Origin of the sequence: Bradyrhizobium sp. LTSP885 (genome assembly GCF_000938305.1) — a bacterium.
GTDB lineage: Bacteria > Pseudomonadota > Alphaproteobacteria > Rhizobiales > Xanthobacteraceae > Bradyrhizobium.
This window is the reverse complement of the sequence record NZ_JYMT01000021.1, coordinates 435168-454221: the sequence shown is the minus strand read 5'-3', so window position 1 is coordinate 454221 and position 19054 is coordinate 435168. Positions and strand designations below refer to the sequence as shown.

Genomic DNA, 19054 nt, shown 5'->3' with positions numbered 1-19054 from the left:
ATAACGATGCGACCGATTGCCCTGATGTTTACCGCGCTCACCTTGCTGGCAGGCGCCGGCCAGGTTCAGGCCGAAGGTTTTGGCGACACCCGCGACATCATGGGCGGTGGACCGAACTTCTTCGGCAGCGGCGCGAGCACGATCCCACGCACCACGGTCAACTACGCGACCGAATATGCCCCCGGCACCATCGTGGTGAACACCGCCGAACGCCGGCTCTATCTGGTGCTGCCGGGCGGCCAGGCGCTGCGCTACGGCATCGGCGTCGGCCGCGACGGTTTCCGCTGGGGCGGAACCCACCGCATCACCGCCAAGAAGGAATGGCCGTCGTGGACGCCGCCGTCGGATATGCTGCGCCGCCGGCCCGATCTGCCGCGCCACATGGCCGGCGGCATCGAGAACCCGCTCGGTGCGCGCGCGATGTATCTCGGCTCGACGCTGTATCGCATCCACGGCTCGAACGAGCCCGAGACGATTGGCCAGGCGGTCTCGTCGGGCTGCTTCCGCATGACCAATGACGACGTCAAGGACCTCTACGATCGCGTCTCGGTCGGCGCCACCGTCGTCGTGAAGAACTGATCGCGTCGATCTCGAGGGGGCGCCAGCGCGACGGCTGATATGGCCTTGCGCTGCTGCAAGCCTTGCGGCAGCGTCGTTCGAATGCGCCGACACCGATCTCAGATCCTGCCTCGTCTCGCCGTGGCGCTTGCTGCTACGCTTGTTGCGACCTTTGTGGATGCCATCGCACCCGCGGTCGCAGCCGAGATTCCGGCGATCGCCGCGCGCCAGCGCACCGAGAAGAAGGTCTTCACCGACAGCGAGATCGTCGACGGCTTCCTGAAGACCGCGTTCGGCGCCGAATATCATCTCGCCGGTCGCGTCGACCGCATCCGCAAATACGACAGCCCGGTGCGCGTATTCGCCGACGGCAACCGCGCCGACCGCAAGGCCCAGCTCGCGAAGGTCGTCGCCGACATCGGCACCAGGATCAAGCATCTCGATATCGCGATGACCGAGGACAGCGAAGCCGCCAATGTGCGGGTCAAGATGGTGCGCGACCACGACCTCAACCGCACCATCGCGACCTTCTACGGCCGCGAGCGCGCCGGGGAGATCCGCTCTTCGCTCGACCCGCAATGCCTGTCCGGCTTCCGCAAGAACGACAGCTACGAGATCGAGCATTCCGACGTGATCCTCACCGTCGACAATGGCGATTTCGTCTTTCTCGACTGCGCCTATGAAGAGCTGCTGCAGTCGCTCGGCCCGATCAACGACACCGCGAGCGTGCCGTGGACCATGTTCAACGACAGCGTCTCGATGGGCTTTTTCGACGTCTACGATCAGTATCTGCTCAATTTGCTCTACGACCCCCGCATCAAGGCCGGCATGACCGTGCAGGAGGTCAAGGCCGTGCTGCCTGATGTGCTCACGGATGTGCGGGCCTGGGTGAAGCAGGTGAATCATCTGGAGTGAGGTGGGTTGTTGGTTTGGGCGTGTCGCGTGCCACCAATTCCACGTCGTCCCGGCCTAGTGCGCAATTGCGCACGGGGGGCCGGGACGACGCTGAATTTGTTGCGCGCTCCAACGTCAAATGCCGTCATTGCGAGGAGCGATAGCGACGAAGCAATCCATCGGCCCGCATACGCCGCACGGCCCGCAGACGCGGGCGATTTCGGTTCGTCTCAGCATGAAAAGGCCCGGCAACGAGCCGGGCCTTCTTCTTATTCCGGGCCTTCTTATTTACTTCTGCTGTTGGCTCTTGGCGTGGGCCTGATCACTTTGCTTGCCTGCGCTCTGAGAATGTTGCTGAGCACTCTTCGACTGCTCCACGCCCTTGGAGTGGTCGCCCTTGCTGTGCTGATCAGCGGCGGCGCGGTGCGACTTTGCCGCAGTTTCGTGAAGTTCGGCGGCCTTGTTGTGTTCGCTATTCGCCATTTTAGGTTCCTTAAGTCCAGCTCCCAGCACGCGACAATACCCCAGACTCCAGGCCGTTCCCGGATGTCACGGAATGGTGTGGGCGGATGCTGGTTGTTCCATTTGAACCGCGAGCCGCTGCCTGTTTTGAACAAGCCTGGTCACCATATGAAACACATCACCGCCCGGCCCTCGGCATCATTCGGTGACAGAGAGTTTTGCGCTCCCGCCTCTTCAAAGGGATCAGCGACATGTCGCAATATCGCGCGCATATCTTCGACTCGGATGGCAGGTTTCAAAGCTCAGTTCCGCTCGAATGCCCGGATGACAAAACAGCCCTTAAGCAGGCAAAGCGAATGGTCGACGGCTATCATGTCGAGCTTTGGCAACAAATCCGAAAGATAACTACGTTCGACCACAAGCCGCAGCGCATATTCCTGGCATGACCGAATTCGTGGAATGGCGGACGGGAACGCACGAATGCGGTTGCGGGGCCAAATACAAAGTCACCGTGACCGAACGACCCACTGGTAGCGTAACCTGTGAGAAGTGCGGTACCCTGATGGATAGTCGAGCCAATCAAAGCTTTTTTGCTTACGCGCGCATGCCGAGGGACGAATAACCCGCCTCAGGCGCAGCTAGCAATGTCGCCAGTCGGCCCGAAGCGGACCGACCGGGCCACTCTAACGATGTCCATTGATTGGGCACACCGGAGGTAGCGGGCGAGGCGTCAAACCGACGTGAATGCCCGGAAGTCGGCGACGAAATCTCACATCCAGACACAGAACGGGTGTATAAGTCGGGAACCGGACATATCGGGGTGCAGCGGCGGTCCCCTTTGCGGTCCCGGTCCGGCTGGAGCACTTATGAAAGAGCCGAAGCACCCTGCCTCCGGTTTCGAGACGTACTTTGCGACACCGGGCGCAGGGAAAGCGACCGTTGGCTTTAAGAAGAACGCCGTCATTTATTCGCAAGGCGACCCGGCGGAATCGATTTTCTATGTTCAGAAGGGGCGAGCCAAGCTCCACGTCGTATCCGAGCACGGCAAAGAAGCCGTCGTGGCTATCATGGAAGCTGGCCAATTTTTCGGCGAGGGATGCCTCAATGGCGATACGGCTCGCGTTGCGACCGCAATATCGCTGGGAGACAGCTCAATAGTCTCGATATCGAAGGATGCCATGCGTGAAGCGCTCAAGAATGAGCCGAGCTTCGCGCAACTTTTCGTCACCTATCTCTTAACTCGGAATAGTCGCGTGGAAGAGGATTTGATCGATCAGTTGTTCAATTCCAGCGAGCGACGGCTTGCGCGTCTTCTGTTGCTTCTCGCCCATTTCGGCAAGGAGGGCGTTCCGCAACCCATCGATATTGAACTCAGTCAGGAAACGTTGGCGGAGATGATCGGGACAACCCGCTCTCGCGTCAGCTTTTTCATGAACAAGTTTCGAAAATTGGGCTTCATCAGCTACAACGGCAAGATTCACGTCCACATGTCGCTATTGAACGCCGTTCTGCACGATAAACCGGCGCTGAGAACCGACGATCCTGTATCTTGACTGAGAGTTCTGCAACGCTCCCGCCCGATTCAAGGCGAAGCATCATGACCACTGACATCCGCACATTCGAATGTCCTGCTTGCGATCACGTCCAGCAGCGCGTGGTCGAGCTTACCGATCAGATTTTAAGGAAAGTGAGCAAAACAGGACAGCGCTGCCGTGCCGGACGTGATCCGTTCGCATCCGAACATCGCGGGCCGCCCCCGCGATGTTTCCCCCAGATGGCCCCGGCGCTGACTTCCCCCCGCCGGGGCCGTTTTGTGCTCGTTGTCCGATCTGAAATTGAAATCATTAACTTTTCAAAAGTGAGCAGAACGGAACAGCATCCGGAACTTCAAAGTTCCATGCTTGCTCCATCACCGGCCCGCTCCGGCACCTACCCGGTGACTGAGAGTTCTGCAGCACTCCCGCCTGTTCCAGGGCGAAGCACCATGTTCCCAAGTTCACGACCACCATGTGCAAAGTGCGAAACAAGGATGATGTTGGCCCGGATTACGCCCGGCCCATCTGGATTTGATATCCGGACGTTCGAATGCCCGGCTTGCGATCACGTCCATCAGATGACGGTCGGGCTGGTCGATCCGATGAAATCCCTCAAGGCGAACGGGTGGCTGCACGGTCAATTGCAAGCGCCGACGTAGTGCCCCCCTTATTGGGCCGGGTTTTCGTATGAGGGCTTGGAATACACGGGGACGTTGCCAATCTCGCGTCCGTCCTCGTTGATGATCGCGATGCGGCGCTCAGGGTCGTCTTCGGGCTTGTCGAGTGAAACGCCTATGGCGAGCACCGCGGCCCTGATGATTGCGTCGGTATCGCCGTCGCAAACAAAGCCTGTTGGATCAAAAAGCCTGTGGCCGTCTTCAACATTGAAAAAGTAGCGGGGCATTGGCAAACCTCCAGTTTGCCAAGTTCCTCCGGCCGGCAATGTTCCGAACGGCCCCACGACAGGAGAGCTAGATGATTGACCACACCGGCATTGGAGTCGCGGACGTCGGACGTTCGGCCGCCTTCTACGACGCCGCCTTGGGGGCGCTGGGCATGCACCGCGTGACACAGATGCCCGATGGTTTGGGAACTGACGGCGTCGGCTACGGCATCGACTATCCGGTTTTTTGGATCGATAGATACCACGCACACTCCGTCAGAAATCATACCGCCTTTGCGGCCAAAACCAGAGCCGAGGTCGATGCATTCCACGCCGCGGCCATCAAGGCAGGCGGAACCGAAAACGGGGCGCCCGGTCTGCGCAAGCCGAGCTACTACGCTGCATTTGTGCTCGATCCGGATGGCAACAACATCGAGGCAGTATTCCGCGGCCTCGATGTTATCGTGAATTGAACAGGCTCGCTGCTGCGGGCGCGAGTTCGTTGTTGGCCCGAACGAGACGTCATGCGTCGTTCATGAGGCGCGCCGTCCCTGATACCCTGATTGAACTGCCCGCAATCCCGCTGATCTCCGCACGGATCAGCGATCGCATTCCCATGTCTTCGCCTTGAACAATATTGATGACGCCCCCGTGCGGCCAACCGATATCGCGCAAGTAGCCGGCAAACGCAGCGGCGGCTGCACCTGTTGCCGGGTCCTCCGATACGCCTCCGACTGCAAACGCATTGCGGACATGGAACAATTGCGGGTTGTCTGCCGTAACAAGCGCGATCGTAATTAGTCCGGCTTTCTCCATGAGATCTCGGCCGCGCTTGAGGTCATAGCTCATGCGAGCAAGCGCGTTGCGCGTTTTCAGGGCCAGGACGACGTGGTCGGCTCCGCCGTGAATCCTTGCGGGCGGAATATTCAAGTCGAGATCGTCGATGGAATAATCGAGAAGTTGCAGCAAATCCGCCTGCAGCAGGGGATCGATGGGTGCGCTACGTGTCGGCGGTGATTGAAGCGCGGCTGCAATTGTTTGGCCGTCGCGGCGGCCGGCGACCGAGATATCCGCGCTATTCAGCCTCAGTTCAAAAGTTTGGTCGCCGCGTTGAAGTGCAAGAGCTGCCCCCAGAGCGATGGTGGCGTGTCCACAAAACGGCACTTCACATAGCGGCGAGAAATACCGAACGCGCCAAGCGCCATCCGCGGGAGCCGCGAAGGCCGTTTCCGAAAACCCGACGTCCGCTGCGATCGCTTGCATCTCCGCGGCAGGCGGCAAATCCTCTCCGATCCAAACCCCGGCAGGATTACCCCCTTGATTGCCGTCCGAAAATGCGGCGATTCGAAGAACCGTCATGCTCGTGATCCTGTTTTCCTGTTCACCTGCTGCCTCAAAATCCTGGCACGAAACGGACCACGTGAGCCAGTCCGACGATGTCCGTTGTTCGCGCTTTCGGACATGGAATCCGTTGTGCGCACGAAAGCGGGCGGAGCGGCTTGACCTGGCCCCTGGGGCCGCCTCCATAGAGGGAGCGGTCAGACGATGCGAGGTGATTCGATGAATGCTGCCGCAAGATTCTTGAGCCCGTCCGAAGCTGCGAGGCAGCTCGGCATATCAGCGAAAGCGCTGCGTCTCTACGAAGAGCGCGGCCTGATCGCACCGGTCCGCACGCCGGCGGGATGGCGCGCTTATGGTTCGGCCGAGATGGCCCGCGGCGCCGAGATCGTCGAGCTGCGCGCGCTCGGCCTCAGCCTCGGTGAAGTGGCGCGGATCCTTCGCGGCGATGCGGACATCCTCGCCCGCGTGCTGGCCGCGCATGAGAGCGCGCTCGAAGAACGCATCCGTCAGTCCGGCGACAGCATCGCAAAAATCCGCCGCCTGCGCGCCGACCTCGGCCGCGGTAAGTTGCCCGCGACGCGCGACATCATCGGCGCAGTCAGGACGCGGCCGGCCGTCAGCGTCGCATTCGATCTGCCGTGGCCTTGGGGCGGCGAGCGCTTCGAGCTGCGCGACATCAGGTTGCTGACTTACATCGTCGGGCCGCTCGGCAGCGGCAAGACGCGGCTCGCGCAGCGTCTCGCGGCAACCCTGCCCGATGCCGCCTTCGTCGGATTGGAGCGCGCTGCAAACGGCGGTGCGGCCGCTCGCGCGCGCCTCGATGCCGAGCCGGCCTTGAAGGCCCGGGTCGACGAGAGCCTGGCCGCGCTCATGGCCGACGGCGCCGCAGAATCACCGGCGCTGATCGCGCTGCTCGCGGCGCTGGAGGCGGATGGCCCCGCGATCCTTGTGGTCGACATGCTGGAACAGGAGCTTGATACGGCGACCCAGGAGGCCCTGATCGCTAGCCTGCGCCGTCGCGGGCCGCGTGCGCGGCCGCTGTTCTTCCTCACCCGCTCCAGCGCAATCCTCGACCTCGATGCTGTCGGTGATGACGAGGCGGTCATCCTGTGTCCCGCCAATCACAGCCCGCCGATCTCCGTCACGCCGGTCCCCGGCGCGCCCGGCTATGAGGCGGTTGCAACGTGCCTCGCCTCGCCGGAGGTTCGCGCACGCACCGAAGGCGTTATCGCGTGGCGGCCGGGTTGACGACAACTGCGGGCTTCGCCCGCTCCAGACCGCGACTTTAACGCACGGTTCCGGACAGATGCGCGGATCGGAAGTGTGTTATAAGCCCGCCTAATGAGCGATCTCCCCCGAACCCAAGCCCTGCGTTGTTTCATCACGGTCGCCCGCGAAGGCACCGTATCGCGCGCCGCATCGGTGCTGAAGCTGACGCAGCCGGCCGTCAGCCTGCAATTGAAGGGACTCGAGGAGAGCACCGGCCTGTTGCTCTTCAACCGCACCCCTGGTGGATTCACGCTCACCGAAGCCGGCGCCACACTGCTGCCGCTGGCGCACAGAGCGGTGGCGGCGGCATCGGATTTCAAGGCGACTGCGGAAGCGCTGAAGGAGGCGCAGCGCGGCACGCTGCGCGTCGGCACCATCCTCGATCCGGAATTCACCAGGCTCGGACCATTCGTGCGCAGCCTCGCCACATCGGCGCAGCGGACCGAGGTGTTCCTGCGCCATGGCGTCAGCGACGACGTGCTCGCGCAGATCGGCAGAGGTGAGCTCGATGTCGGCTATTATGTCGATGCGACGCCGCCGGACCAGCTCGTGCACCGCAGCTTCGCCGAGCGCAGCATCGAGGATGGCTGCTATCAGCTGGCGCCGCTGTTGAGCTACGACTACCGCGTCATCGCGCCGATCGACTGGAGCAATCGGGTGATCGGCAAGGGTTGGGCCGAGCTCGCCCATCTGCCCTGGCTCGCGACACCGGTGCATTCCGGGCACCGGCGGCTGCTCGACGACATCTTCCGACCGCTCGGCCCCTTGCCCAAGCGCATTGCCTATACCGATCAGGAAGAAGCGATGATCGACTTCGTCGAGTCCGGCATCTGCCTCAGCCTCGCGCGCGACATCGTGCTCGCGCCGCGGCTGTCGCGTCCGCATAATTTCGTGGTCGCTGACAAGGTGAAGATCAGTTGCGACCTCAGCTTCGCCTGTCTCGCGACGCGGCGCTACGAGCCTGCGATCGCACAAGCGTTCGCTGCCGCGCGGGCGGTGTGGAATCTCAAGCCGGCGGTTGCGGGAGCCGGGCCGGCGCGATCGCGGAAAGTGGCAAAGAACCCGTAGTCGAGCGGGTGCGTGCTCACACATCTGCAGTGCTGATCGAGGCGCGGTCGCATGTTCGCCTGCGCGACATGCTGCGTTGCGCACCAGTGCAGGATATGCACGCAAGATGGAAGACAACGCAAAAGGTCGCCAGCGATCTGACTCTGGCGCTTTTGCCAAAGCGGACAGAACGAAATAAAGACTCGCAATGTACGGTAGGGCTCTTACTGTGCCGGAATTATCGGATATCCGCTAGGGCACCGATAGCTGAGAGTTCTCCGCGCTCCCGCCTGTCACCGGGAACGCATGATGAAGAACCTTCTGCTGAAGCAGGTCGGCCGAGCCGACTTCGAACGCCTTGAACCCCATTTAAAAACAGCGGCCTTTGCGCAGCATTCGGTGCTGTTCGAGACCGATCAGAAGATCAAGAACGTCTACTTCCCGATCGGTGCGGTTGTGTCACTGGTGGTGACGCTTTCGACCGGTGAAATGGTCGAGGCTGCCATGGTCGGCTCGGATGGCGTTGTCGGGGCATCCGCGGCACTTGACGGCAACATATCGCTCTGCCGCGGAATCGTTCAGCTGGATGGCGACATCATCGTTTGCGATATCGACGCGTTGAAGTCTGCTGCCCTGCAAAGTCCGAACCTGCTTTCGCTGCTGATTCGTCATGAGCAGGCCGTGTATGCCCAGGCTCAACAATCCGCGGCATGCTTCGCCACGCATATGGTCGAGGCCAGGCTGTGCCGTTGGCTTCTGCGCGCCCGGGACCTGTCGGAAGGCGACACACTGAATTTCACGCAAGAATACCTCGCCGAGATGCTGGGCGTCCGGCGCACCAGCGTGACCGTCGTGGCGCACACGCTACAAGCCGCCGGCCTGATCAAATATGCCCGCGGCAAGATTCAGATTCTCGACGCCGACGGTCTGCGGGAGAGCGCGTGCGAATGCTACGGCACGGTCAAGCTGCATTACGAGCGGCTGCTCAACGGACGCCGCGATTAACATCATCGCCTTTGGTTCGCGCTGAGCCGTTCGCCAACTGAAGCGGCCGCCTCAAGCCGGCATCTCCGCCTTGAACGAAAACAGACTGATTACTTTGCCGGTGCCGTCGGTGACTTCAAAGCGCCAGTCCAGACCTGGCTCTATTCGTCCGTACATGTTGCGGATCATGTCGCACGCCGACATTGCGGCTTCATGCCAGAGTTCTTCCGGATCGTTGCTGGCAACGGTTTCCGCCCGGTGCGTTTCGACCCCATTGGCCAAAATTCGAAACCGATACGGAGCAGCGGTAGGATTGGAACCGTGCATTCCTGCCATCACCAGCCAGCGCGGGAGCACAACGCCCCTCAATCACCGGTCGACGCGGTGAGGGGCCGCAATGGTTCACATGTTATCTTATCTCGGATATTCAACACAACCTAAAATGGACCAGATGATTCAATTCAAAGCGGAGACTGAGCACCGAATGCCAAGCTTTGGACAAGCGTCAAGCTTTGGACAGGCGTCAAGACAGGATCCATTGACAACCCGCTGACGAAGCCAGGACAATGGCCGATATCGTAGCGCATGCGACCCAACTGAACTCAGATGTCCCGCGATTTCCGCTTTCATCACACTCCCGTCGACGTTCTCAACTATGAGATCGCCCAGGAGACGGCCTCAGCACTCGGACGGATGGGACGAGCACTGGAAAAGGCACTCGCTGCGCTGCAGGAGTTCGATACCGCTCATCAGCGTTCCGGCGCACCGGCCTCAGTGCAGCAGGCACGACGCGCCCTGGTGATGCAGGCCGGCCACGCGCTCTGGATGTTCGTGGTACAGCGCGAGGCGTGTGGCCTGCGCGACAGCCGCGCCATCATGCGCACCTATCACGTGCCGGGCGAGGTGCAGCAGTGCATGGGGGTGCTTCCCGCCACATCAATGCGGACCGCGAATAACGCCTGAGCTTCGGGCCCGGACGGCGTTCTTCAGCAGCGTCGTCCTAACGGACTTCCGATCGGTGCGCGGATGGCTGGAGACGAGGGACGCCGCGCTGCCTAACGGCAGACGGCGCCCTGAAATCAGACTGACCTGGCCGGGCGTTCGCTGCCGGGGACCGCAGGCAACGGCTGCTTGCGCGCCGGAAGCTCCTTTTTCGGAGGCGCCGGGATCAAGCCTTCCCTGATGGCCTGCTTGCGGGCCAGCTTGCGGGCGCGACGCACCGCTTCGGCTTTCTCGCGCGTCTTCTTTTCCGACGGCTTTTCGTAGGCGCTGCGGCGCTTCATTTCGCGGAAGACGCCCTCGCGCTGCATCTTCTTCTTCAGAACGCGGAGCGCCTGGTCGATATTGTTGTCGCGGACAAGTACCTGCAATCGTTTGCTCCGAGCGGTTGACATAAGGCGAAGTGTTACGCGCTGCCACCGCGCGAGCGCACGACTTCGCTGTTTTTAGTCCGACAATGTCTTTGAAAAAGGGTCGCTACGACCGATCTACAAGGCTCAAGGCCAATCGAACTCCGCCAAGCTATATACTTATTTCGCAGACGCAAGGTGAGTTTCCGCGACCGCACACCATATCTGCGGCCCAGGCCGGTTCAGGACGCCCAAGTTCGGACAAGTTCGGTCTTGAACCGAGCGAGGATATCGGAGTTGATAGGCATCATCGGCTGCGGTTCCACAGGCGTCGGTGGCTGAGAGACAGTGCGCTCCCGCCTGCGACGGTGAGGCTGTCATGACGCGCTACTATTTCGACATCAGAAGCGGGCCAGACCTCTACCCGGATGAACAGGGACTCGAGCTGTCCGATCAGAGCGCGGCCGAGATCGAAGCCGCGCAGTCGCTGGTCGGCCTCGCCAAGGACCTGCCGCCGCTCGACGAGCGGCAGGATGTTGCCATCGAGGTTCGCAACGAGACCGAGGCGCTGTTCAAGGCCGCATTCATCTTTGAGAACAAGCGCTAGGGCCGCGCCAAGCCTTCATGCCGGCTCCTCGCTGTCGTCGTCGCCCTCCAGCTTGGTCCGCAGCGCCACGATCACCCGATGGACCGTTTCCAGGTCCTTGACCGCGAGCCCCTCCGAGAGACCGTTGACCCAGGGGACCTGCAAGGCCATCGCGGCGTCGAGGGCCCGGCCTCCCGTCTCGGTGAGAACCACCAGTTGCGCCCGCCGGTGATGCGGGTTGGTCTCGAAGGCCACCAATCCTTCCCTGTGCAGGTCATTGACGATCCGCTGCACATTCTGGCGGTTGGCGCCGAGATCGCGGGCCAGCCACGCCACCGGCTGCGGGCGTTCCGCCTCCACGATGGCGCCGAGGACCTGCCAGCGGGCGCTGGTCAGCCCGAGCCCGGCCACCAGGCGGTCGCCCGCGGTCAGGAGCCGGCTGTTGAGCCGGAACAGGTCGAGCACGAGGCCGGTCAGGGTGTCGCCGGCCGGCGTTCGTCGGGTCCTGGACATATGTCACCATTATTGAAATTGACATCATGGTGTCAATTATATATGCATAAGCATACCACATTGACATCATACAGCCAAACTGAACGGAGCCCTGTCATGCCGCAGTTGCGCCCCCTCGACCCCGCCTTCCCGATCGAACGCCAGATCGGGATCGAGACCGGCCCTGTCGTGCTGGTGAACCTCTTCACGCTCGAGGCGGCCGACGAGCAGGCCTTCCTGAAAGTCTGGCAGGACGACGCCGCCTTCATGAAGCAGCAACCGGGCTTCATCTCGACCCAATTGCACCGCGCGATCGGCGACAATCCGACCTATCTGAATTATGCGGTCTGGCAGAGCACCGCCGACTTCCGGGCGGCGTTCACGCACCCGGAATTCAGGGCGAAAATCTCCAGCTATCCCGCGTCTGCGGTGGCGTCCCCGCATCTGTTCGAGAAGATCGCGGTGCCCGGCATCTGTGTTGCGTAACAGAGCGTTTTCGAGCGAAGTGGATCCCGGTTCGCGCTGGGAAAACGCGTCAAACAAAGCGCGCGATCAGATCTTCCCGGATCCGCAGATCCCCTTCAGCGCCTGCCATTCGGCAGGCGACAGCAGCGGCGCCCCGGTGATTGCGCCGTCGGCCTTGCTCATGCGCGCGAGGCGGTCCTCGGTCAGCGGATGACTGGAGACGATCGAGAGCCCGTGGCCGCCCTCCTTGCCGGTGACGCGGAATATCAGGTCGCCCATCGGCTTCGCCGGCCGGCCGAGCCTGTGCATGGTCTCGATCGCGAACGTATCGGCATTGGTCTCGGCGTCGCGCGAATAGGACGACGTCACCAGTGTGCGCGAGGTGAAGACCAGCGCGCCGGAACCGGTGATGTCGCCGAACAGCAGTCCAATCAGGAATGAGGTGCCGCCATTGTGGATCAGCTCGCGCATGCTGTCGCGGTGGCGAAGATGGCCGAGCTCGTGGGCCAACACGCCGGCGATCTCGTCGGGGTTTTCGGCCTTCGCCAGCAGTCCGTCGAACAGATAGACCTTGCCGCCGGGCAGCGCGAAGGCATTCGGGATCGGCGTCGCCAGCACGCCCGACTGCACCGAATTGTCGAGCCCGGCGGATTCCCTGAGCGCGCCGACCAGCTTCTCGAACGCGGCTTGTCCCGCGGCATCGTCGCAGCGTTTGGCGTTGAAGATCACCTTGACCTGCGCGTCGGCGACGTCGCCAAGCCGCCGCTCGAAGCTGTCTGGCACCAGCGGCGTCAGCCGGTCGGCGGCGAGCGGCACGCCGAACAGCACCACCAGTACGATCGACACGGCTGCCGCGAGCGACCAGCCGACGATCGCGGCGACGCCGCGGCGGTTCGGAAGATTCTCCTCCAGCTGGCCACAGCGCGCGACGATGTCGGAGCCAAGCTGCGGATCGCGGACCTCGAGCCGCGCCAGCGCCGGCGCAGTCAGGCAGCTCAGCCGCAACAAGCCTGGCGGACTGTCGGCGCGGCGGATGTCGGCATAGGCCCAGCCTGCGAGCATCTCGCCGTCTTCAATGATCTGAAGCGTGTCCGACAGCGTGAGCGCGACGACGCGCCGCTTACTCGACATGCCGTCAAAATAGACGCCTCGCGGCGGAGACGGCGCGGCAGAGGTCGCTTCGCTGGGATCGGTCTCCATGCCCTAGAAGCCCGCGACGTCGAGGCCGTCGGCAAAGCCTTCGCCGAGCGCATTGGCAAGCTCGCCGCGCGCCGTCACGTTGGCCGCCGCCTCGATGTTGTGCACGATCGTCGACGACAGCACCCGGACCCAGAGATCGCGCATCAAATAGACCCGCATCACGACGTTCATCGACAGGGCAAAGGCGAGATAACCGATGCCGGCGAGGACCAGCAACGGAATGCTCTTGGCAAACGCCTCGGTCTTGAAGAACTCCGCGATCGGGGTGGCATCCATGCTCGCCACCAGGAACACGCACAGCGCGAGATAGGCGAGGAACGCGAGGCCGAGCAGCGCGATCCAGCCGATCACCTTCCAATAGAGTCCGATCAGCGCGCTGCGCCGCAGCGTCGATTCCAGCCGCACCTCGCCGAAGCGGATGCCCGACACCCACCAGCGCCATTCGATCGCCTTGTACGCGCCATAGACGAACGGCGCGCCGATCGTCAGATACAGCGCGAACGGCGCCAGCAGCCACAGCCACCAGCCGCGCTTGAAGAACTCCCAGCCGGTTCCTTCGAAAGAGCCCTGCAGATCGCCATAATAGGAATGCCGCATCTTGTAGCGTTCGAGCGCAGCCTCGCGCCACGGCAGCGCGAGGCCGAGCGTGACGCCGACCAGGAGGCCCCACAGCGCGGACTGCAGCGCGTAGATCCAGCCCGAGCCGCTCATCCAGAACCGGACCCCGCGCCACACCGTGCGCGTCAGCCGATAGCGCCGCGCGCGGTAGATCGCAAACTGCCCGAACACATAGAAGAAGGCGACCAGTGGCGTCGACGCGAACGCCTGGCCCTCCTCCGCCTTGAGGCCGGCGAGGAAGTAAGCGAGATAGACCGGCACCAATATCGCGAGCGCGATCAGGAAGCCGATCAGGAGCTCCTTGGCGCGACCGGTATATTCGGCGCCATCGCCGTCGACCAACGTATTCGACCAGAGGTGGCGGCGGATGTCGGTGGCGAGCCAGAACCGGTAGAAGCCGACGGTGACGAGCTCGAGCCCGGCACCGCGGACGATCAGGCGGAAGAACTCGTTGCGATTCCCGGAGAATGCCACCGGCATCGGCGGCGGCTCTGGCGGCGGTTGCGACGGCCCCAACGGGGTCCAGCTCATGTCATTCACGGATCAGCTCCCAAGGGCTGCAATCTCTGGGCTGCAACAATCTCTTCGGATCAAAAGCACAGATTAGTCGCCGCGAGTGTGATCCAGGTTTCACAGAACGTCGAGGCTCCCGGCCCGGCTTTCAGGAGGCTGCCAGGGCTTTGCATTAACGGGGGCTTGCCGGGAATGGGCAAATGAGGGGGGCGGTGGGTCGTTAGAGCAGCTGCGCGCTGGCACTCGTGCCCTGATCACAGGCTGCTAGAATCCGACCACGTCGAGACTGTCGGCGAAGCCTTCGCCGAGTGCGCTTGCAAGATCGCCGCGTGAGGCGACGTTGTCGGCGGCGGCGATGTTGTGAATGCGGGTCGATGCGGCGATCCGTGCCCACAGGTCGCGCATCAAGTAAATTCGCAGCACCACGTTCATCGCAAGGATGAACATCAAATAGCCGGTCGCCGCCACCAGGATCATCGCAACATTTCCCCTGAGGCCGCCACTGACCAGGCTGGCCATGGACAACTTGCCGATGGTTGCGATCGACCAAGCGCCCACGAAAAGGTAAGCGGCAAACATCATGCCTGACAGCAGGAGCCAGCCGATGACCTTCCAGTACAGGCCTGCCAGCGCGCCATATTGCAGCGTCGACGTGAAGCGCACCTGCCCGAAATGAAGTCCCGCGATCCACCAGCGCCACTCGATCGATTTGAAGACCGCGTAGATGAACGGGACGGCCAGCGAGACAACGATGTAGTAGAAGGGAATGGCGTCAATGACGGACTTCGGTAAAGGCGGCCTGTCCGCCAAACGCAGAATATCGTTGAATGATGGAGGACCAAACAAGAGGCACCCCACCAGCAGCCACAACCACCAGCCGCGCTTGAAGAACTCCCAGCCGCGGCCGTCGAAGCCGCCTTGCAATTCGCCATAGTGGCAGTGGCGCATCTTGTAGCGCTCGAGCGCCGCGGCGCGCCACGGCAAGGTCAGTCCGAGCGTGAGGATCGTCAGCACCGTCCACAGCGAGGACCGCGCCGCATAGGCCCAGCCGGAACCGTCCATCCAGAACCGGACGCCGCGCCACACCGTGCGTGTCAGGCGATAGCGTCGCGCCCGGTAGATCGCAAACTGTCCGAACACATAGAAAAAGACGAACAGCGTAATGCTGGCCAGCGCCTTGAGGCGCTCGACCTCGATGCCGATGAGAAAATAGCCGACATAGATCGGCACCATGATCGCGAGCGCGAACAGGAATCCGACCAGCAGCTCCTTGCCACGGCCGGTGTATTCCGCGGCGTCGCCATCCACCTGGGTATTGGTCCAGAGATGCCGCCTGATGTCGGTGGCGAGCCAGAAGCGGTAGAAGCCGACGGTGATGAGTTCAAGCGCGGCGCCACGGGCAACCAGCCCAAGGAAATCGCGGCGCTGGCCGGAGAACATCAGGCCTGGCGCCGTCGGTGATTCAAGAGGCGCGTCGATCGGCGCCCACCACTTTTCGACAGCCGGCGGCTGCGGCCCGTCTGGAATTGGAGGCGGCGAGCCGACCGACACCCACCACTCATTCACGGCAATCAACCCCAGGGCGAAGCTTGGCAATAAAGCCTGAGCGAGCGACATAGCCTAGCGGCTCGCGCCTCTCAAGATGCAGCCGGTGATTGAGCCCGTCTTTTGGCCAAATTAAACGCTGTTTCAAACAGACTTACTCTCGATCCCCGGCCTGTCACTGGGAAACCGTCCGGAACCGGCCCTTCCCCGCGCCACAATGATGCGGTCAAATGCGTGCTGAGGACCCTTTGAGGACCCTTGCGCAAAGCCGCGAATGGGAATGTAATTCGATAAAACATCACCGCGCCGGCCATGCCCCGGCCGAGGGACTATTGAGGAGCCGCCCATGCACGGGACCATCGATCTCGTCAAAGACACCAATCAGGACGCGGCGCGCGAGCGCGCCAATGCGATCCCGCTGTCGGATTACGATCCCGGCCACCCTGAATTGTTCAAGACCGATTCCTTCTGGCCGTATTTCGACCGGCTGCGCCGCGAAGACCCGGTGCACTACTGCAAGGACTCGATGTTCGGGCCGTACTGGTCGATCACCAAATACAACGACATCATGGAAATCGAGACCAACCATTCGGTGTTCTCGTCGGCCGCCTCGCTCGGCGGCATCACCATCCGCGACGTCCCGACCGATCTGCGCCGCGAGAGCTTTATCGCGATGGATCAGCCGCGCCATTCGGCGCAGCGCAAGACCGTGGCGCCGATGTTCACGCCGACACACCTTGACCAACTTGCACTTAATATCCGCACGCGCTCGACCGAATGCCTCGACAATCTGCCGCGCGGTGACGTGTTCGACTGGGTCGACAAGGTCTCGATCGAACTAACCACGCAAATGCTCGCGGTGCTGTTCGACTTTCCCTGGGAAGACCGCCGCAAGCTGACGCGCTGGTCCGACGTCGCGACCACCCTGCCCGGCGTCGGCGGGCTCGTGGCCACGGAGGATGAGCGGCAGGCCGAGCTGATGGAATGCGCCAGCTATTTCGCGCGGCTGTGGAAAGACCGCATCAACCAGCCGCCGAAGAGCGACCTGCTGTCAATGATGGCGCATAGCGACGCCACCCGCGACATGGACCCGAAGAATTTCCTCGGCAATCTGATCCTCTTGATCGTCGGCGGCAACGACACCACGCGCAACACGCTGTCCGGCAGCATCTATGCGCTCGCCAAGCATCCGGACCAGTACCGCAAGCTGAGAGAGAACCCGGCGCTGATCGACAGCTTCGTGCCCGAGGTGATCCGCTGGCAGACGCCGCTCGCCCATATGCGGCGCACGGCATTGGCTGATTTCGAATTCCGCGGCCGCCAGATCAAGAAGGGCGACAAGGTCGTGATGTGGTACGTCTCGGGCAACCGCGACGAGGAGGCGATCGAGCGGCCCTACGAGTTCGACATCGAACGCGCGCGGCCGCGCACCCACATCTCGTTCGGCTTCGGCATCCACCGTTGCGTCGGCTTGCGGCTCGCCGAGCTGCAGCTCAAGATCATCTGGGAAGAGATCCTCAAGCGCTTCGACACCATCGAGGTGGTGAGCGAGCCCGAACGGGTGTATTCCAGCTTCATCAAGGGCTACGAGACGCTGCCGGTGCGCATTGCCGCGTGAGGCGCAAAACTTATCTTCCTCTCCCGCAAGCGGGAGAGGAAGGCCAGAACATTCGCCGGAGCAAAGTTAAATGAACGTCCAGACCGCAATCCGCGCCGACAGGGCCGAGCAGCTACGTCAGGCGCGCGAGGAAGCCTATGCGACGCCGCTCAGGGATTTCCATCCCGGCGCGCCAAAACTATTTCAGAACGACACGCTGTGGCCGTGGTTCGAGCGGCTGCGCAAGGAAGAGCCGGTGCATTACTGCACCAACTCGCCGATCGAACCCTATTGGTCGGTCGTGAAGTACAACGACATCATGCATGTCGACACCAGCCACGGCGTCTTCTCCTCCGACTCGACGCTGGGCGGCATCTCGATCCGCGACGTGCCGCCGGGCTATGACTATCCGAGCTTCATCGCGATGGACCAGCCCAAGCACGCGCATCAGCGCAAGACCGTGTCGCCGATGTTCACGCCTGATCATCTCGACGAACTCGCAAAACTGATCCGGCAACGCTCGGCGAGCGTGCTCGACAATCTGCCGCGCAACGAGACCTTCAACTTCGTCGAGCGCGTCTCGATCGAATTGACCACGCAGATGCTGGCGACGCTGTTCGACTTCCCCTGGGAGGAACGAGGCAAGCTGACACGCTGGTCCGACGTCTCGACCGCGCTACCGAAGAGCGGCATCGTGGACTCACCGGAGCAGCGCCGGCAGGAGATGGACGAGTGCAACGCCACCTTCTCCCGGCTCTGGAACGAGCGCGTCAACGCGCCGCCGAAGAACGATCTGCTGTCGATGATGGCGCATAGCGACGCCACCAGGCACATGGACCCCGACAATCTGATGGGCAACATCATCCTGCTCATCGTCGGCGGCAACGATACCACCCGCAACACCATGAGCGGCTCGGTGCTGGCGCTGCATGAGCATCCCGACCAGTTCGCCAAGCTGAAAGAGAACCCTGCGCTGATCGACACCATGGTGCCCGAGGTGATCCGCTGGCAGACCCCGCTTGCGCATATGCGGCGCACCGCGCTGGTCGATACCGAGGTCGGCGGCAAGACCATCAAGAAGGGCGATCGCGTCGTGATGTGGTACGTCTCGGGTAATCGCGACGACGAGGTGATCGAGCGGCCCGACGAATTCATCATCGACCGCGCCCGCCCGCGCATCCATCTGTCGTTCGGCTTCGGCATCCACCGCTGCGTCGGCATGCGGCTCGCCGAATTGCAGCTCAAGATCGTCTGGCAGGAGATGCTGAAGCGCTTCGACCGCATCGAAGTGGTCGGCGAGCCGAAGCGGGTTTATTCCAGTTTTGTGCGGGGAATCGAATCCTTGCCGGTGCGGATCCCGGGCTGAGTCCCTAAGGCTATCATTGCGAGCCGACGGGGCGCGCGAACGCGCGCCCGATAACAGAGCAGATCAAGCAAGGCTGGGAGTTGACCGGATGAGCGAACGAGTCATCGCGTTTGTAGAGCAATGGGTAACGAATAACGTTCACGCCGGGGCCCCAGCAGAGGGTGAGGATATTCAGGCAAAATCGCTGGCTCAACAATGCCGTGCAGAGGCGCTGGCGGCCGGCATTCCCGCGGCCGAAATTGACGACGAATTCGACGACCTGACGGCCTTCATGTCGGCCCAGATTCAAGAAGCGAATGAACGCGAAGAAGGCCGCAGCTAGAAGGTGGGCTAAAGATCAGGGTTCGATC

24 protein-coding genes are annotated in these 19054 nt (G+C 62.3%); 15 read left to right on the top strand and 9 right to left on the bottom strand.

Features of this window, described 5'->3' with window-relative positions:
* The first annotated feature begins 6 nt into the window (after positions 1-6).
* Positions 7-579, top strand: coding sequence for a L,D-transpeptidase (locus UP09_RS16055; RefSeq protein WP_044539129.1), 573 nt, complete (start codon positions 7-9; stop codon positions 577-579).
* Positions 580-660: 81 nt separating this feature from the next.
* Positions 661-1473 (top strand): DUF2927 domain-containing protein, encoded by an 813-nt coding sequence (locus tag UP09_RS16050; RefSeq protein WP_082070148.1) that lies wholly within the window; start codon positions 661-663, stop codon positions 1471-1473.
* Positions 1474-1740: 267 nt separating this feature from the next.
* Here UP09_RS16050 and UP09_RS16045 read toward each other — a convergent pair whose 3' ends face one another.
* Positions 1741-1935, bottom strand: coding sequence for a hypothetical protein (locus UP09_RS16045; protein WP_044539127.1), 195 nt, complete (start codon positions 1933-1935; stop codon positions 1741-1743).
* 230 nt (positions 1936-2165) lie between these two features.
* Between UP09_RS16045 and UP09_RS16040 the strand changes: the two genes are divergently transcribed.
* From UP09_RS16040 to UP09_RS38545, 3 genes are all read left to right on the top strand, one after another.
* A complete protein-coding gene (locus tag UP09_RS16040; RefSeq protein WP_044539229.1) occupies positions 2166-2360 on the top strand; it encodes a hypothetical protein in 195 nt (64 codons plus the stop codon).
* Between the two features lie 420 nt (positions 2361-2780).
* Positions 2781-3467: a Crp/Fnr family transcriptional regulator gene (locus tag UP09_RS16035; RefSeq protein WP_044539126.1), complete on the top strand. Its 687-nt coding sequence runs from the start codon at positions 2781-2783 to the stop codon at positions 3465-3467.
* Between the two features lie 44 nt (positions 3468-3511).
* Positions 3512-4108 (top strand): hypothetical protein, encoded by a 597-nt coding sequence (locus UP09_RS38545; RefSeq protein WP_245301982.1) that lies wholly within the window; start codon positions 3512-3514, stop codon positions 4106-4108.
* An 8-nt stretch (positions 4109-4116) separates the two neighbouring features.
* Here the strand turns inward: UP09_RS38545 and UP09_RS16030 are convergent, their stop codons facing one another.
* Positions 4117-4353 carry a DUF6894 family protein gene (locus tag UP09_RS16030; protein WP_044539125.1) on the bottom strand — a complete coding sequence of 79 codons (237 nt, stop codon included), beginning with the start codon at positions 4351-4353 and terminating at the stop codon, positions 4117-4119.
* 71 nt (positions 4354-4424) lie between these two features.
* Between UP09_RS16030 and UP09_RS16025 the strand changes: the two genes are divergently transcribed.
* Positions 4425-4805, top strand: coding sequence for a VOC family protein (locus UP09_RS16025; protein WP_044539124.1), 381 nt, complete (start codon positions 4425-4427; stop codon positions 4803-4805).
* A 49-nt stretch (positions 4806-4854) separates the two neighbouring features.
* Here UP09_RS16025 and UP09_RS16020 read toward each other — a convergent pair whose 3' ends face one another.
* Positions 4855-5691, bottom strand: coding sequence for a PhzF family phenazine biosynthesis protein (locus UP09_RS16020; RefSeq protein ID WP_044539123.1), 837 nt, complete (start codon positions 5689-5691; stop codon positions 4855-4857).
* Between the two features lie 201 nt (positions 5692-5892).
* On the opposite strand from UP09_RS16020, the gene UP09_RS16015 reads away from it, so the two are divergent.
* The 3 genes from UP09_RS16015 to UP09_RS16005 all read left to right on the top strand — a co-directional run bounded on the left by UP09_RS16015 (position 5893) and on the right by UP09_RS16005 (position 8994).
* Positions 5893-6921 carry a MerR family transcriptional regulator gene (locus tag UP09_RS16015; protein ID WP_044539122.1) on the top strand — a complete coding sequence of 343 codons (1029 nt, stop codon included), beginning with the start codon at positions 5893-5895 and terminating at the stop codon, positions 6919-6921.
* 93 nt (positions 6922-7014) lie between these two features.
* Positions 7015-8010, top strand: coding sequence for a LysR family transcriptional regulator (locus tag UP09_RS16010; RefSeq protein ID WP_044539121.1), 996 nt, complete (start codon positions 7015-7017; stop codon positions 8008-8010).
* Positions 8011-8298: 288 nt separating this feature from the next.
* Positions 8299-8994, top strand: a complete 696-nt coding sequence (locus tag UP09_RS16005; protein WP_044539228.1) for a Crp/Fnr family transcriptional regulator — start codon at positions 8299-8301, stop codon at positions 8992-8994.
* A 51-nt stretch (positions 8995-9045) separates the two neighbouring features.
* On the opposite strand, the gene UP09_RS37660 is transcribed toward UP09_RS16005, so the two are convergent.
* Positions 9046-9330, bottom strand: a complete 285-nt coding sequence (locus tag UP09_RS37660; protein WP_156164623.1) for a DUF6894 family protein — start codon at positions 9328-9330, stop codon at positions 9046-9048.
* Positions 9331-9579: 249 nt separating this feature from the next.
* On the opposite strand from UP09_RS37660, the gene UP09_RS16000 reads away from it, so the two are divergent.
* Complete coding sequence (locus UP09_RS16000; RefSeq protein ID WP_044539120.1) at positions 9580-9936, top strand: DUF6665 family protein; 357 nt, start codon at positions 9580-9582, stop codon at positions 9934-9936.
* A 116-nt stretch (positions 9937-10052) separates the two neighbouring features.
* Here UP09_RS16000 and rpsU read toward each other — a convergent pair whose 3' ends face one another.
* Positions 10053-10343, bottom strand: coding sequence for a 30S ribosomal protein S21 (rpsU, locus tag UP09_RS15995; protein ID WP_044539119.1), 291 nt, complete (start codon positions 10341-10343; stop codon positions 10053-10055).
* A gap of 358 nt (positions 10344-10701) precedes the next feature.
* Between rpsU and UP09_RS15990 the strand changes: the two genes are divergently transcribed.
* The gene (locus UP09_RS15990) at positions 10702-10929 is read left to right on the top strand and encodes a DUF6894 family protein (RefSeq protein WP_044539118.1); all 228 of its coding nucleotides are present in this window, start codon (positions 10702-10704) and stop codon (positions 10927-10929) included.
* Between the two features lie 15 nt (positions 10930-10944).
* Here UP09_RS15990 and UP09_RS15985 read toward each other — a convergent pair whose 3' ends face one another.
* On the bottom strand, positions 10945-11421 hold the full coding sequence (locus UP09_RS15985; RefSeq protein ID WP_044539117.1) for a MarR family winged helix-turn-helix transcriptional regulator: 477 nt from the start codon (positions 11419-11421) through the stop codon (positions 10945-10947).
* Between the two features lie 96 nt (positions 11422-11517).
* On the opposite strand from UP09_RS15985, the gene UP09_RS15980 reads away from it, so the two are divergent.
* Complete coding sequence (locus UP09_RS15980) at positions 11518-11886, top strand: antibiotic biosynthesis monooxygenase family protein (protein ID WP_044539116.1); 369 nt, start codon at positions 11518-11520, stop codon at positions 11884-11886.
* A 66-nt stretch (positions 11887-11952) separates the two neighbouring features.
* Here UP09_RS15980 and UP09_RS15975 read toward each other — a convergent pair whose 3' ends face one another.
* The 3 genes from UP09_RS15975 to UP09_RS15965 all read right to left on the bottom strand — a co-directional run bounded on the left by UP09_RS15975 (position 11953) and on the right by UP09_RS15965 (position 15636).
* Entirely contained in the window at positions 11953-13065 is a 1113-nt protein-coding gene (locus UP09_RS15975) for a M48 family metallopeptidase (RefSeq protein WP_044539115.1), read from the bottom strand.
* Positions 13066-13068: 3 nt separating this feature from the next.
* Positions 13069-14214, bottom strand: a complete 1146-nt coding sequence (locus tag UP09_RS15970) for a DUF898 family protein (RefSeq protein WP_156164633.1) — start codon at positions 14212-14214, stop codon at positions 13069-13071.
* A gap of 246 nt (positions 14215-14460) precedes the next feature.
* Positions 14461-15636 (bottom strand): DUF898 family protein, encoded by a 1176-nt coding sequence (locus UP09_RS15965; RefSeq protein WP_245301996.1) that lies wholly within the window; start codon positions 15634-15636, stop codon positions 14461-14463.
* A 451-nt stretch (positions 15637-16087) separates the two neighbouring features.
* On the opposite strand from UP09_RS15965, the gene UP09_RS15960 reads away from it, so the two are divergent.
* The 3 genes from UP09_RS15960 (at position 16088) to UP09_RS15950 (ending at position 19026) form a co-directional block, all read left to right on the top strand.
* Positions 16088-17359, top strand: a complete 1272-nt coding sequence (locus UP09_RS15960) for a cytochrome P450 (RefSeq protein ID WP_044539113.1) — start codon at positions 16088-16090, stop codon at positions 17357-17359.
* Positions 17360-17429: 70 nt separating this feature from the next.
* Positions 17430-18704: a cytochrome P450 gene (locus UP09_RS15955; protein ID WP_044539112.1), complete on the top strand. Its 1275-nt coding sequence runs from the start codon at positions 17430-17432 to the stop codon at positions 18702-18704.
* An 88-nt stretch (positions 18705-18792) separates the two neighbouring features.
* Entirely contained in the window at positions 18793-19026 is a 234-nt protein-coding gene (locus UP09_RS15950) for a DUF768 domain-containing protein (RefSeq protein ID WP_044539110.1), read from the top strand.
* Positions 19027-19054 lie beyond the last annotated feature (28 nt).

Bases quoted from the DNA above. Each gene is read 5' to 3' on its own strand.
- UP09_RS15950 (WP_044539110.1), top strand. From the start codon at position 18,793: ATGAGCGAACGAGTCATCGCGTTTGTAGAGCAATGGGTAACGAATAAC.
- UP09_RS15985 (WP_044539117.1), bottom strand. From the start codon at position 11,421: ATGTCCAGGACCCGACGAACGCCGGCCGGCGACACCCTGACCGGCCTC.
- UP09_RS15975 (WP_044539115.1), bottom strand. From the start codon at position 13,065: ATGGAGACCGATCCCAGCGAAGCGACCTCTGCCGCGCCGTCTCCGCCG.
- UP09_RS16055 (WP_044539129.1), top strand. From the start codon at position 7: ATGCGACCGATTGCCCTGATGTTTACCGCGCTCACCTTGCTGGCAGGC.
- UP09_RS16020 (WP_044539123.1), bottom strand. From the start codon at position 5,691: ATGACGGTTCTTCGAATCGCCGCATTTTCGGACGGCAATCAAGGGGGT.
- UP09_RS16035 (WP_044539126.1), top strand. From the start codon at position 2,781: ATGAAAGAGCCGAAGCACCCTGCCTCCGGTTTCGAGACGTACTTTGCG.
- UP09_RS16040 (WP_044539229.1), top strand. From the start codon at position 2,166: ATGTCGCAATATCGCGCGCATATCTTCGACTCGGATGGCAGGTTTCAA.
- UP09_RS38545 (WP_245301982.1), top strand. From the start codon at position 3,512: ATGACCACTGACATCCGCACATTCGAATGTCCTGCTTGCGATCACGTC.
- UP09_RS15965 (WP_245301996.1), bottom strand. From the start codon at position 15,636: ATGTTCTCCGGCCAGCGCCGCGATTTCCTTGGGCTGGTTGCCCGTGGC.
- UP09_RS15970 (WP_156164633.1), bottom strand. From the start codon at position 14,214: ATGAGCTGGACCCCGTTGGGGCCGTCGCAACCGCCGCCAGAGCCGCCG.
- UP09_RS15980 (WP_044539116.1), top strand. From the start codon at position 11,518: ATGCCGCAGTTGCGCCCCCTCGACCCCGCCTTCCCGATCGAACGCCAG.
- UP09_RS16030 (WP_044539125.1), bottom strand. From the start codon at position 4,353: ATGCCCCGCTACTTTTTCAATGTTGAAGACGGCCACAGGCTTTTTGAT.
- UP09_RS15955 (WP_044539112.1), top strand. From the start codon at position 17,430: ATGAACGTCCAGACCGCAATCCGCGCCGACAGGGCCGAGCAGCTACGT.
- UP09_RS15990 (WP_044539118.1), top strand. From the start codon at position 10,702: ATGACGCGCTACTATTTCGACATCAGAAGCGGGCCAGACCTCTACCCG.
- UP09_RS16045 (WP_044539127.1), bottom strand. From the start codon at position 1,935: ATGGCGAATAGCGAACACAACAAGGCCGCCGAACTTCACGAAACTGCG.
- UP09_RS16025 (WP_044539124.1), top strand. From the start codon at position 4,425: ATGATTGACCACACCGGCATTGGAGTCGCGGACGTCGGACGTTCGGCC.
- UP09_RS15960 (WP_044539113.1), top strand. From the start codon at position 16,088: ATGCACGGGACCATCGATCTCGTCAAAGACACCAATCAGGACGCGGCG.
- UP09_RS16050 (WP_082070148.1), top strand. From the start codon at position 661: ATGCGCCGACACCGATCTCAGATCCTGCCTCGTCTCGCCGTGGCGCTT.
- UP09_RS16005 (WP_044539228.1), top strand. From the start codon at position 8,299: ATGAAGAACCTTCTGCTGAAGCAGGTCGGCCGAGCCGACTTCGAACGC.
- UP09_RS16010 (WP_044539121.1), top strand. From the start codon at position 7,015: ATGAGCGATCTCCCCCGAACCCAAGCCCTGCGTTGTTTCATCACGGTC.
- UP09_RS16015 (WP_044539122.1), top strand. From the start codon at position 5,893: ATGAATGCTGCCGCAAGATTCTTGAGCCCGTCCGAAGCTGCGAGGCAG.
- UP09_RS16000 (WP_044539120.1), top strand. From the start codon at position 9,580: ATGTCCCGCGATTTCCGCTTTCATCACACTCCCGTCGACGTTCTCAAC.